General features: G+C 44.9%; 8 protein-coding genes. 1 reads left to right on the forward strand and 7 read right to left on the reverse strand.

Annotated features, from left to right (window positions below; translation table 11 throughout):
* Positions 1–93: 93 nt before the first annotated feature.
* Genes NFR99_RS06680 through NFR99_RS06705 form a run of 6 tightly spaced genes read right to left on the reverse strand, consistent with a single transcriptional unit; the run spans position 94 to position 11447 of the window.
* Positions 94–330, reverse strand: a complete 237-nt coding sequence (locus tag NFR99_RS06680; protein WP_120484414.1) for a hypothetical protein — start codon at positions 328–330, stop codon at positions 94–96.
* A gap of 53 nt (positions 331–383) precedes the next feature.
* Positions 384–7433 carry an Ig-like domain repeat protein gene (locus tag NFR99_RS06685; RefSeq protein WP_251353264.1) on the reverse strand — a complete coding sequence of 2350 codons (7050 nt, stop codon included), beginning with the start codon at positions 7431–7433 and terminating at the stop codon, positions 384–386.
* 53 nt (positions 7434–7486) lie between these two features.
* Positions 7487–7924 (reverse strand): hypothetical protein, encoded by a 438-nt coding sequence (locus tag NFR99_RS06690; RefSeq protein WP_135975788.1) that lies wholly within the window; start codon positions 7922–7924, stop codon positions 7487–7489.
* A 2-nt stretch (positions 7925–7926) separates the two neighbouring features.
* On the reverse strand, positions 7927–9627 hold the full coding sequence (locus tag NFR99_RS06695; protein ID WP_251353265.1) for a serine/threonine protein kinase: 1701 nt from the start codon (positions 9625–9627) through the stop codon (positions 7927–7929).
* A gap of 15 nt (positions 9628–9642) precedes the next feature.
* Positions 9643–10413 (reverse strand): PP2C family protein-serine/threonine phosphatase, encoded by a 771-nt coding sequence (locus tag NFR99_RS06700; protein WP_251353266.1) that lies wholly within the window; start codon positions 10411–10413, stop codon positions 9643–9645.
* 29 nt (positions 10414–10442) lie between these two features.
* Positions 10443–11447, reverse strand: coding sequence for an FHA domain-containing protein (locus NFR99_RS06705; protein WP_251353267.1), 1005 nt, complete (start codon positions 11445–11447; stop codon positions 10443–10445).
* Between the two features lie 195 nt (positions 11448–11642).
* Between NFR99_RS06705 and NFR99_RS06710 the strand changes: the two genes are divergently transcribed.
* Positions 11643–11978, forward strand: coding sequence for a helix-turn-helix domain-containing protein (locus NFR99_RS06710; RefSeq protein WP_120484420.1), 336 nt, complete (start codon positions 11643–11645; stop codon positions 11976–11978).
* Positions 11979–12049: 71 nt separating this feature from the next.
* On the opposite strand, the gene NFR99_RS06715 is transcribed toward NFR99_RS06710, so the two are convergent.
* The gene (locus NFR99_RS06715) at positions 12050–13465 is read right to left on the reverse strand and encodes a DUF512 domain-containing protein (protein ID WP_251353268.1); all 1416 of its coding nucleotides are present in this window, start codon (positions 13463–13465) and stop codon (positions 12050–12052) included.
* Positions 13466–13527 lie beyond the last annotated feature (62 nt).

Genomic DNA, 13527 nt, shown 5'->3' on the forward strand with positions numbered 1-13527 from the left:
GTGTTACAATTCATTTTAGATACCTCTCTGTTCAATAAGATTTTCACTAACCTGCAAGTCAGTAATCTTATTTTACTCTGAGGTATTTTTTTCTCAACCTTCTTTCTTGGAATTTCCTATATTTGAATTATACAGGAAGCTCCACGTATTCTTTAATGCATTGTCCAATTGCTGTTTCTTTTTCTGCTCTATATCATGACTCATCTTTTGCTTCTTTCTTCTCCTCTTTTGGGTCATTCTCACAATCAAAACCACCAGTATGCCTCCTGCTATGGCTTCATATACAGCAATTGCCCAATATGACAGTAAAATATTTCCCAACTCTTCCATTTCTCGCCTTACCTCCATATATTCCGTCCGGGATTATAGCAGCGGTTGCTGAATTATACTCTTGGCGCCCTGCGCTTTCTAACAGCCAGGAATAGGAATAGCAAAATTGCCGCCGCTGCCACGCCTCCAATTGTCCCCCAGAAAAGCATTCTGTTCGCATACCATCGGATAAATGCATTTGTAGATACCGTCAACTGATGGGAAAATTCAAATCCAGGCTGAAACGCATACTGTCCGTCCGCAGTTTTTTCATCCGTATCTGTAATATTTCCCGCCAAATCTTCAATCACAAGCCGCACATTTTGATTCATGCCCTCTGTCACCACAAGGGAATTGTTAAACCTGACGATTTCATCAAAAGTGTCATAGCTTCCTGCCACCTTATCGTCTACATAAACGGTAACCTTTTTCAGTCCAATAGCGTCAAAGACTTCAAACTCTATATTCTGGCTTTCCGCATTAACAATCGCATTCTCAAGCCCCCTAATGCTGGTAATTTCCGCCGGAGTAGTATCTATCCGGAACATTACGTCTCCCTCTTCAAAATTTATAGTCTCGGGCTTATTCCCGGCTGTATCTTCTGAAGCGATAGCTATACGGTAGATTCCGTCCTCCTCAAAGTTCTTGGGGGCAATCTTATACTCATATTGATACCAGCCGCTCTGCCCCACCTTCACTTTGTCGTTAACTACCGGGTTTACGGTATACTCCACATTATTTAAAGGCGCTCCATCCCGGCTAATTTGAATCTTCAAAGAATCCTCCACCAGCCTGTCAGGGTTATACTCTGTAATTACCAGCCCTTGTTCTATCCCCTGTGTGTACACATCCTTTATGGAGATCAGATAATCATCAAACACATACACAGAGCCGAAGCGGTTCACGGTAAAAGTTACCTCTTCTTTTTCCTCATTGCCTGCCAAATCCGAAACTTCTACTGTCAGCGTATAAATTCCGTCATTTTCCGGTTTCTTGAAGAAAGCATCGCTGATACCCTGTCCGCCGTTGCTGTTTTCCTCCAGTTTTTTCAGGAACTCTTCTGTCACGTCAATATTTTTTTCATCTTTCCTGGTTCTCAAGAGCCGGATTTTATGGTCCCTGAAGTTCACATCTGAATAGCTGATAGCCGGAACCACTTCGCCTTTATAAGATTTTCCATTTTCCACTCCGGTGATTTTCGGCTTTTCAATATTAGTATCTACCGTAAATTCCTGACCCGCTTGGGAATCCCCATAGGATGCCGCGCCGCTCTCGTTTCCAGCCATATCCTTCATCGTAACATCAAACGTATAATCCCCGTCTGCCTCATAGGAGAATACCGCTGTATGCACATCACCGCTGCTGCTCCAGGACGCGCTTGGTGCAGTAACCGCATCGCCCCTCAGCGACGCCGTCTGTGTAAACGTCACCCTGCTTTCATCAAAATTGTGTTCTGTAATCGTAACAGTCCCTGTACGGCGCTCCTTAAAATACTTTCCGTTCTGCGCTTCATTATTGTCATAGCTTACGCTAACCGTAGGAACTGTCTGGTCAATCGTAAATTCCGTGGGGTTCGCGGTGCCTGCAGTGTAAGATACCTGGCCTTTATGTCCCGCCAAATCTGTATAATTCATGTCAAAGGTATAATCCCCGTCTGCATGGTAAGTAAGCATCGCCACATGCTGCGTATCATCCAGGTTTCCCGTGCCTTTCACTTCTCTCCAAGCGGAGAGGGCAGGAACTGCTCCGTCTGTATTGCGTATTGTTGTAACGATGTCTTTCGGGTCAAAGTTTCTCTCCGTCACTGTAATCGTAGCCACCCGGTCATTCTGATAATATTTCCCGCTGTCCGGCGAGTTGTTATTATAACTAACGACAATCTTCGGGGCGGTTGTATCAATCTTAATTGCCTTCCTGCCTTTCGACGTATTTCCTGCATTATCTTCTGCGTATACCCGTATTACCACCTGGTTGCTGTTATTCTTCGCAGAGTCCACAGTAATTTTCCCCGTCCAGCTTTTCTTTAATTGGGTACGCTTGGGATGTTCCTTGGTAAACTGATAGAGATTTCCTTCCTGCGTCTTTTTTCCCATATTAAATACTGCATACCGGACACTTTTCAGCCCGGAATAAGTATTTCCGCTCTGGGGGTCTTGTACTTGAATTGTCACTTTTACATTTTGACTGTAAATTCCGTTTACAGGCTGCTCCGGTGTAATGCTGACCTTGGGCGCAACAGACTCTACTCTGGGCTTCTGGCTGTCCACAATCATGCCGTCACTGCTGATATAAGACACATTACCTGCTAAATCCGTAATTTTTACATAAATAGTAAACTGCTCATTCGGCTTCACGGTCACCGTACGGAAGTTCTTCCATTCCGTGACTTCCTGCAATTCCTTTTCCGTCATCGCCTTATCCCTGTCTGTTTTATAATAAAGCACGCTGCCTACCGGAGAAGTAGCATCCTCTGCAGTCCCTTTCACAGTAATCTTCTTCCCTGACCAAAATCCGAACGCAAGCATAGTTGCAAGCTCATCCCAGGTTTCTTCCCGCCCTTCCTGGCTTTTTGCCTGTACCATTCCTGTAGGCGCCAGCTTATCTACGGTAAATTTCCAGGGCGCCTGGCATCCCAGGGTATTTACCGTGTCATTAGAATTTCCTGCCTTATCTGTATAGGAAATGGAAACGGTATAGTTGGCATCTGCAAAATAGGAAACGGTAGCTGTATGTACGGCATCATCTGGCGTCACTCCCTCTTTTGCCGTCCATGCGCTAATCATGGCATTGCGGTTGAGCTTTACGGTTTTCCCCGATGAGTCCACCGCACGGATTACAATCCCCTCCGTGGCGGCGGCAGCATCAAAATGATGCGCCCGCTCGGTAATTGCCACAGTTGCCGTGCGATTTTTATTAAAATACCCATTCCCACCGTTATCTTGGTTATTGTCATAAGAAACGGCTATAGCAGGCTTTGTAACATCAATATCAAGAGTAACAAACGCGCTTGCCTTATTTCCTGCATTATCTTCCACGTTTACCGTTACCACTACATTACAGCTATTATTCTCCTTGGCATCTACGACAATCGTATCAGAATACTCCGCCTGCAAATCTCTATATTCTGGATTCTCCACACCAAACTGGCGGCTTCCGCTGTCCGTCACCTTATTTTGGTTCCTGACTTCATAAGAAACGCTTTTAATTCCAGAGTATGGCTGTGGTTCTGATACTTTTACTGCCACTTTCACATCATGATTGTAAAGACCACTTGCGTTTGCAGGTTCCGGCGTAAGTGTAATAATACTTGGCTTCGCATCAAGAATATATCCATCTGAACTGATATAAATATAGTTCCCCGCATAATCTGTGGCCTTCATATAGCATACAAAACGTTTTTCCGGTGAAAGAGGAAACTGCATCCTGGGAGAATACGTATCACCGCTTTCTTCATCTTTAAACACCGTAAAGGCCGCTTTATCCAGTTCTTCCACTGTTTTGGCGCGGGTATCCTCTGATATGTAATATTCCAGCCACACCGGGCTAAGGCTGTCTTGTGCTGTTCCTGCCACTGTAACCTCTGTATTGCTATACAAGCCAAAAGTTAGTGTCTGCACAATCTTATCCCACAGCTCCTCTCCCACCGTAACTTCCCCTTCAAACGGGTCCGTCCTGTCCACCGTAAAGGTCTGCGGCGTATCGCCGACATATGACACATGTGCTTTTTTGCAGGAACCATCCTCACAGGAATCCCCATCATGCGTATGGCAGGTTAAATCCGCTTTGCTCTTATAGGACAGGGACCATGTATAATTCAGCTCCTCTTGAAAGGTAATTTTTAAAGTATGCGAATCTCCCTCATGCGTCCATACTCCTGCCATCGCAGAGTAGTCTAAATCCTCTTTCTCGCCCTTGACATCTGCTTTTACATTCACCGTCAGGCCGTACGCTTCTTCCTCCCCGAAAGTTACATCCTCACAAAAAGCCTTGTCCTTAACTGTGATAACCGCCTCCCTGGCATTTTGAAAATATCCCCTGCCTTCCGCTGTTGTTTTATTAGCTGTATCCTCAAATTTAACAGATACCTCTGGCGGCTCTGAACAGATATTTACCGTCAGTTCATCTCCTGTAAATGAATTTCCGGCATTATCCTCCGCCGTAACGGTTACTGTGATGTTCTCCCCGCAAAATTCTTTAGCCTCTACCGTAATATAAGCATCCTGCGTCTCGCTGTCCCACTCGCTCAGTACTTCCCCCCCTTTTTTAAATGTATATAAATTCCCTTTTTTCTCTTTATTTTCTCCCTTTTTATCTTCTCCTTTAATCGTATAGTCAATGGTTTTAATGCCGGAAGTAAGCGCTCCTTCTTCCTGGAAATCACTGGCGTCCACCCTGATTTTTACATCCGTATTATAATAGCCATAGGCATTAGTGCCCCCCACCAGTTCTGCCTGCACAGTTCCCGGCTTTGTCTCACGGATAATGCCTTCCGTGCTGATATAAACAGAGTTTCCCGCATAATCTATGATTTTTGCATACACAATAAATTTCTCATCTTGATCTACCTGGCAGGGAACCTCTGTAAACTCTCCCTCTTCATAAAGTTGATCTAGTTCCGCTGCCGTCTTCAGAGACGTATCTCCATCTGTCTTGTAATACTTAATCGGGGCGGCAATGGGAGATGTAGCGTCTTTCCCGCCAGCTTCCACAGTAACGGTTCCATTAGACCAGGCTCCAAAGGTCAGCGCCGACGCCAGCTTCGACCATATATTCTCCTCAAACCCAATCCAGGACGCATTTTCCCGATCCCCCTGTTCAGAGGTAACCGGACGGGTAGTATCTACTGTAAATGTACTTGGGAAATTTCCCTTAATCTCAATATCCCCGGAACTCATATCGGCTTTATTGGTATACACAAAAGACTCCAACGTGTAATTTGCATCCTTTGAAAACGTAAGTTCCGCCGTATGCCTGTCTCCACTATGAGTCCATGCAACTTTCAGATCCTCGCCGGTAAAAATCACTTCATTTCCATTGAAGTCCACTGCATCAACCTTTACCGCCATCCCATAATGTTTTTCTCCGCCTGTCGGATTTACGGTAATATCTTCTACAAAGGTATCTGCTGTATCTGTGATTACAAGGCTGGCGCTGCGCGCCGCTCCAAAATACGCTCTCCCTTCCTCTTCTCTATGGGGGGAATCTGCCTTAAACTGCACTTCCCCCGTAGGTTTGCCCGCCCGGATTTTCAGACTGCATGCATCTTCTTCGTCCATCGTATAGACATTTCCCGCCAAATCTGTAACACGCAGATATACTTTCACATTATCACTATCGTTATTCTCCGCAGATACCGTAATGTTTCCGATATAAGAGGGCTGTGACTCTCCGCTCGGATCATGCGCATATGCTATGGTATATGGCATTGTCTCACGCCCACCGCTGGTAATCCGATATTCTACTTTCCCAATACCTGAATATACTCCTTCATCCGTCACGGTAAACGCCACCGGTACATCTGCATGATAATAGCCATATGTATTTGCCTGCGCCGGTTTTATTTCCACCGAAGGGGCGTCCTGGTCCACTGCCAGCTTGATATTCATCGTAATATCTTTAGGCGTGACATTCCCCAGCCTGCCTTTCCCCACAGTAACCGTATGAATCTCCTGTGTCCCTGTAGCCTCTATCGTCTCCTGAGAACTTCCTTTCCCATTGAGCGTCACTCTTGTATACTCGCCTTGCGGCTCTATTTTTATCTTCGTTCCCTTCGGAATGACAAATACTTTCTGCGAATTGCTTTCTTCCGTATATTTACGCAGAACCGCCACAGGGCTATTTTTCTCATCCAGCAAAACAATTTTATAAGAATCCCCCTCCAATGGGTTCTCTCCTGCCTCTTCTGTTTCGTTTTTCCCGAATGTCACCTCGACTGACGTATCTGCCGTGACAGCCGGGAGAGTGACTGTGAAACCTCCTTCTGCTGTCTCTTCTAAAGAATCCATTTTATCCACTCCCCCAACTGTAAGAGCAGACACATGATACCCTTTTTTCTGGCTGAGGGTGAGTTTGGGTTCAGAATTTAGATTTGCCTGAAAACTTCCATTTCCGCTTCCGCCCGAATAAGAAACTTCACCCCCCGTCTCTGCCCCTTTGATCCTGACAGCAACTGTATAACAGTTCAACGCAAAACTAACCTCATACGTGTAATCCTTATCTGCCTTGCCAACAGTATCGGTATACGTTTTATCATTTTCTGTATAATTCTGAACCGCACCGTTTTTTACCACTTTTGAAACACGGTAACCCGTCTTAGGGGCAGCCGTGATTTCCAATTGGCTATCTTTCCTTACCACTACAGAGCCGCTTATACATTCAGGATTGGTAACGACAGTTCCCTGCTCCTGGTTATAATTCACGGTAAGCGTGTAAACTTTTACAAAAAGAGCTTTGATTTCTATATCCTTCGGCACTGAAATATTCTGCTGCAGACTGTCCGTATCTGACAGCGGCTGTTCTTTTCCATCCACTAACACCTGCATGAGCTGATATCCTGCGTTTGCTTCCGCCCGCATCTGGACTGTTCCGTTTTCGTCTACTTTTTTTGTATCTAGCTCTTCACCGTCCAGTGTAATCTTTCCGCCCTCTCCCGCCGACGCCGTAACCTTATATTCTGTCATAAAAACAACATGGATTTGCTTGTTGCCATCAGCAGCAATGCTCCCCGAATACTTCTTATATTTTTCCGGAAGCTCTATCTCCTCCCCTGCGCTAATCTCTTTAATATAGGTTGTGGCAGTTCCTTTATCAACCGGAATCAGCTCCACTCCTACCTGGCTTCCTTTTTCCACAGTAACGCTGTCCGTCTCACTCCCATTTAGTTTCACTGTGCCGCTTCCCCGGCTTTCAACCGTCACGGTTACCATTTCCGCCTGCGCGTTCTGCTCCTCTGTTTGAGGTTCCCCTTGCTCATCTGCCTGAGGTTTTTCCTCTTCTGCTGCAAATGCTGTGGAATTTGTATCTTCCGCCCCAAAAACTGTCATGGGGGCCAATCCTGCCACGAGTGCGGCTGCCAGGATCACTGCCAGAAAACGCTTCATCATGTTTTCCCAATATTTCTTCATTTTCTCTCCTCCTCCGCTATATTCCAAGTGTTATGCAGGGCTTATGCGCCTCACTAAATCACCTCTTCTGTATGAATCAGCACGATGCTCTTCAAAATTTTACATTCTGCAGGGTGATGCTGTTTCCCCGCCTGTTTCTCCGTCTGACGCAGCACTTCTGTTCCTTTGCTAAGAAGCTCTGTTCCATTGCTGGTATATTCCAGCGCCATGGTAGCGTCTTTCTTACCGGAATCTACCGGAATCTGCTGGTTCTCCATGACCTCTGTCACTTTCCCACGGCTTACCCCAATGGGTGTCGGGCGGTAAGATTTTCGGCCGCTTTTTTCATTTATCCTTCTCATCTCTTCGATGGACTTCCTTGCCGTACGTCCGCTCAAGTCCCCGATAACACCCCAAATTTTAAAACGAAACCACAAAAATACTGCCAGCAGCAAACTCAAGGCCGCCAATAAATAAGCCGCGATAGAAAGCGCCTCGTACGTCTGAGCCATATTTACTGCCTCCTTTCTTCCATATTGCTGTACGCTCGTTCAATATTTTCCACATACTGTTCACAGGAATACAAGATAGAATCCCGGATTGCCAAAGACGCTTGCTGGGTTACCGCTAATTTCTCCGTTTTTTCACGGATAATCTCTAACATTTTTAAAACAGAATTCTTATCTATTTTTACGGATGCCAGTCCCCTCCTATGGTCATTTAACAGGTTCACAATCTCCTGATACATCGTCAGCTTGATGTTTGCCGCATCATCATAATCATAGCTCTCTACTTTATCTATACATATGTTCAGGGAATCCAGAAGCCCTTCATACGCTTCCTTGGTTGGCTCCTTAACGCTGGTAGCATTTACTACGTAGTTTGTGTAAAACTCGCCTATAATCTGATAGCTTTGAGAAATTTCATAATATTGATATTCAGTATTTTTACTTTCCACTATGGACTGAAAATAGGGATATGCTTTCAGCGCCCTATTCCGAAACGTGCTATCTCCTCCTGAATACAGATAAAAATAAGTAATTCCTGACTCATATGCCAACTCCAGATACTCCCTATCCTCTGTCTCAAGCTGTTCTCTATTTTGATTATATCTTGCGATAAACTGCTTACTCTCCTCATCTCCAAACTGCCCGTTTTCCTGGTATGCATCCAGAAGCTTCAAATATGCCCTTGTGTCTGTCCCCGACAAATCAATGGCTTCCAGATAGCTCTGCACTTTTTCGTCATACGGCGTGGAATCGGAAATATTAATCATCTGTTCATAATCTCTGCTGTGTTCATAAGCCCCCATAGCCTGCGCGCCCAGTCCTGCCGTACCCAAGACCACTGACATGGATGCCGCAATGATAAAGGAAGCCAGCTTCCTTTTCTGCTTTTTCTTGTATGCGCCGTCTTCTTCTTCATAATGCTCCAATGCGTACATTAACTCGCTGCAGTTCTGGTAACGATCCTCCGGGTCAAGCGCCGTACACTTGTCAATAATCCTTTCCAGGCCTCCTGAAAGTTCCAGATTCCATTGACGGATTGGCGCATACATATAGTCTGCATTCCGCGGGTCGGCTCCCGTAAGCAGATGGTGCATCGTCATGCCAAGGGCATAGATATCAGACCGGACGTCTGTCTGCCTGGAGCCGTGCTGCTCTGGCGGCGCATACCCCCTCGTCCCCAATATCGTTGTATCTGCCAGATTTTTTTCTTTATATTCCCGTGCAATACCAAAATCAATGACCTTTAGGTTTCCTTCGGGCTTCAGCATCACGTTATCCGGCTTCATATCCCGGTAAATAATCGGAGGCTTTTGGGAATGGAGATATTCCAGGACGTCGCAAAGCTGTTTTGCCCAGTCAAGGACCTGCTCCTGCGGCTGTGCGCCATATTCTTTCAGAATCTTCCCCAAAGACTCGCCCTCAATATAATCCATAATGACATAGATCGTCTGTCCATTGTCAATAATATCCACAATACGTGGAAGTGCCGGGTGGTCCAGGCGCTTCATCAGGTTTGCCTCTGCCAGGAGGCTGTTAACGACTACCTCATTATTTTTCCCACTGGCCGTTTTCCGAATCTCTTTAACCGCCCACTGTTTATTCAGGCGCTTATCCATTGCCAAATATACTATGGACATTCCGCCTTTCCCAATCTGCTTTAATATCTCGTATTTTCCATCAAGTACCGTACCGACTTTTGTTGCCATACGCTCCCATTCCCCCTACTCTTCACATTTCATCAGAGCAACCGTAATATTATCTCTTTCATTTCTTGTCTTTACCCTGTTTATCAAATATCTTTCTTTGTCTTCCATGATTTCTGCACTTCCGATATTTTCTGCCCGAAATTCCTCATAAATTTCCTCTGTGCTCAGCTTATGCCGAAAGCCATCCGAGCAGAGCATATATACATCTCCCTTTTCTGTCCTTCCATGCAGGATATCTGGCGTAACTATCCCGGAAGCTCCCACGCACTGAATCAAAACATTTCTCTGCGGATGGTTCTCCGCCTCCTCCTCGGTCATATTTCCTCTTTTTATTTCCCTTGCTACAAAGCTGTGGTCCTCCGTAAGCTGTTCCACCGTACCGGCAATCTTGTAAACCCGTGAGTCTCCTACATGGGCAATCAGGTAATGCCCTTCCATTAGCAGGATTGCGCTGACTGTAGTCCCCAGGGTAATGCCTTCCTTCCTGCCATACTCAAGGATTCTAAAATTACACGCCTTAACGAGCCGCTCCCAATCCGCCGACAGCCCGTCCCAGATACCGCCGGATATTTTCCATGGAAGCTGCTGTTCAAACCATTCAATAAATGCCCTGATTACCGTAGCGCTGGCTAATTCCCCTTTTTTCAGTCCTCCCATCCCGTCGCATAGTACGCACATGGCAATTTGCCCATGTTGCTCTGTGTCTGCTATCTTTATGCAAACACCATCCTGATTTGTCCTTTTGCTAATCCCCGTATCAGAGACTGCCGCACCCAGATACTTCATTATTATTTCCCTTTCTCCTCCATGATTTACTAGCCACATATATGAAATTCAAATCCTTCGTTTGCCAGCATAATCGCATCTCCGTCAAAAATTTCGATTTCCTCATTCTTATCAATCATCTTCCCATTTACAAAGGTATGGTTTGTCGAATTATTGTCCTTGATGTAAAAAGATTCCCCCCGCTTAACAATATCCGCATGGATTCGGCTTACAGCATTATTATTTGCCACAAAATAATCTACGTAACTTTTCTCCTTGCCTATACGAAAAACAGGTTTATTGATATCAACTCTGTCATAATTGCTGCTTCTTACTAAATGGGCACGCACCGTCTGTGCATTTTCCAGCAGTGTTGTCCCCTCTTCCAAAAGCATCGTGCCTCCTTCTTCCAAAAATTCCGTATCTTTTTCCAAAGAAGTAGTTTCTTCCAAAAGAGTAGTTTCTTCTCCGTCTCCTGTTTCTCTGCTATGGTCCCGCTGCTGTCCATACAGTTCCGGGCAGACATTTCTAAGATAATTTTCCAACTTTTTTGCGGAATAAGAGTTCATCCCTTTTATAAAACCAATAAAATCAGTGATAAACTTCATATCCTCCTGCGCTTGAAACACTGTGCCAAAAACGACGTCGTTTAGATAATCAAAAATACTTGTACAAAAATTTTGGCTTTTGATGGGCTGATAGATAAAATAGATCTGTTTTGTCTTTTCATTAATAAATGTATACTGCACGTTCAAAATCATGTTTTTTAAATTAAGTGCGCAACACTCAATCTTTTTCGTAATCTCTGCAATCTGAAACAAAATATTGGTAAAATCCTTTTTTCTGATTCCCTTTGCCAGATATTCGTGCAACGTAATCCCGGCTGGCGAGCGGTAACTGAGCTTTTTTCTTCCCTGGACTTCTGGAAACATCACTCCATAAATCTGCATTTGGCTGAGAACCTGAAGTTCCCTTTCATCGATAGTCTCCCTTCGGTCCAGTTTGCTTTTAACAAAAATTTGATTATCTTTATACAGTATTCTTATTTTTGACATATGCGTTCCGCCCGTCTTATCAGTATTTAGTAGATACGTCTTTCCTTTTCCTCTTCTGCGTATTTTCCATTTATTGTAATACGCGTTTCGCGTATTGTCAACTTTTTTCTTGCTTTTCTCGGACAAGGCAGATATAATAAAAAATACAACTTATGTTTTTAGTGACTCTACAAATTAGAAATAAGGAGAATTCTTATGGATTTCGGACAGCGATTGCTTCAGCTGCTATATCATCATGGCATTTCACAAAAGCAGCTGGCGCTGGAGTTAAAGATAGCCCCCACGACATTAAACGGATATGTAAATAACCGCCGGGAACCTGATTACAAGATTTTAAAAGAAATTGCAAACTTTTTTAATGTGTCAACGGATTATCTGTTGGGAAACCAGCCTTCCGTCACCATTGAACCCCCCGCCCTCTCAAAGCATGAGGTATGGCTGCTCCACTATTACCGCCAGTTGAACCCTGATCAGAAAGATGCCGTGGACGACCTCCTAAAAGTAATGCAGAAACAAAAAAATACAAAATAGCAAAAGCTGCTGCAAGCGGAATCTTCCAAAAGAATCCCATCTTCGCAGCAGCTCTGCAATATTACAATTTTCTAAAACGCCTTTCCATCCAAATACACAAATCTGTCATTTACCCGCCCCATACTATAATCTCTGTCAATCAAAGCATTTACAAAATCCTTTCCTGAGGAATCTACCGGCGTTATACACACTCCCAACGCCTCTTCTGCCTCCTCCTGGGTCATATCGTCCAGAAATACCCTTTCCCCTGTGCGGAACATATTTGCAGAAACCAGCAGCGTCTCTCCAAGATCAAAACCTCCTTTTTTCAGCTCGAGAAGCTGTCCTGTCAAATCCTGCCCGGTAATCAGCCCGGTTACGGTAATCGTCTCCCCAAAGAATCTGTTCCTGACAGGAACTACCTGAACTTCAAGTCCCGGAACTGCCTCCATCACATTTCCTGCCAGCGTTGTAATAACCTTTGCTGCTATCATACCTGTAGCTATCGTAACTTTCCGTTCTATTTTCTGCGTTCCGCTGCCAAGCAGGCGCAGCGCTTCCTGCACTTCTTCCACCAGCAGCCGCACCATTCCCACACCGTTTTCCAGCTGGAGATAACCGTCATACCGTCCTGCCTCCGGCATCTCCCATCCTGCCAAATCATATAGTTCATCACTGGCATGGACGAAATGAATACCATGCTGTTTCATACATTCTTTCTGCTTCCGCTCCACGATACAAATTGTTTCCTGTGCTTTCTCCCGTCCAAATACCTCCAAAGGATACAGCCCCTTTCGGTATTTCGTAAGTCCGGAAGGAACCACCGAAACACTCCGCATAAAAGGAATATATCTCTCCAAATCATTTAGGGTACGCACCAGTTCATCACCGTCGTTTACTCCCTGGCACACTACAATCTGTCCATTCATCTCTATCTCATGTGCATACAGTCTGTCCATGTATTTCAGCACATCCCCGGCAAAGCGGTTATGCAGCATTTCACAGCGCAGCACGGGATTCGTGGTCTGCACAGAAATATTGATAGGCGCCAGATGATACCGGATAATTCGTTCAATATCCTTTTCTTTCATATTGGTAAGCGTGATATAATTTCCCTGCATAAAGGAAAGCCGTGAATCATCATCTTTAAAATACAGGGATTCGCGCATCCCTTCCGGCATTTGGTCAATAAAGCAGAAAATACACTTGTTGCAGCAGGATTTATAGTCACTCATCAGCTCTGTCTCGAACTCAGCCCCCAGATCCTCATCATACTCCTTCTCTATCTCTAACAGCCATTCTTCACCGTCCGCCTTCCGAATCAGCACTTCCACCAGTTCATCTTTGATATCAAACCGATAATCAAATACATCCTCTATCATCTCTCCATTAATTTCCATAAGCCGGTCCCCCGGTTCGATTCCCATTTCTTCTGCGATAGAACCAGGCAGTACTTTCGTAATCATATGCCCTCTCCGCCGGTCTTTCCCATAGTTTTTGTTTTCCATATCTGTTTCCTTTCCTAAAAATGCCACCCATAACATACAAGAAGAGGCTGCTGCATCCGCAG

The sequence above is a fragment of the Hominisplanchenecus murintestinalis genome (assembly GCF_943193015.1).
Classification (GTDB): domain Bacteria; phylum Bacillota; class Clostridia; order Lachnospirales; family Lachnospiraceae; genus Hominisplanchenecus_A; species Hominisplanchenecus_A murintestinalis.

Coding starts and splice junctions, on each gene's coding strand:
- NFR99_RS06680 (WP_120484414.1), bottom strand. CDS start 330: ATGGAAGAGTTGGGAAATATTTTACTGTCATATTGGGCAATTGCTGTA.
- NFR99_RS06685 (WP_251353264.1), bottom strand. CDS start 7,433: ATGAAGAAATATTGGGAAAACATGATGAAGCGTTTTCTGGCAGTGATC.
- NFR99_RS06690 (WP_135975788.1), bottom strand. CDS start 7,924: ATGGCTCAGACGTACGAGGCGCTTTCTATCGCGGCTTATTTATTGGCG.
- NFR99_RS06695 (WP_251353265.1), bottom strand. CDS start 9,627: ATGGCAACAAAAGTCGGTACGGTACTTGATGGAAAATACGAGATATTA.
- NFR99_RS06700 (WP_251353266.1), bottom strand. CDS start 10,413: ATGAAGTATCTGGGTGCGGCAGTCTCTGATACGGGGATTAGCAAAAGG.
- NFR99_RS06705 (WP_251353267.1), bottom strand. CDS start 11,447: ATGTCAAAAATAAGAATACTGTATAAAGATAATCAAATTTTTGTTAAA.
- NFR99_RS06710 (WP_120484420.1), top strand. CDS start 11,643: ATGGATTTCGGACAGCGATTGCTTCAGCTGCTATATCATCATGGCATT.
- NFR99_RS06715 (WP_251353268.1), bottom strand. CDS start 13,465: ATGGAAAACAAAAACTATGGGAAAGACCGGCGGAGAGGGCATATGATT.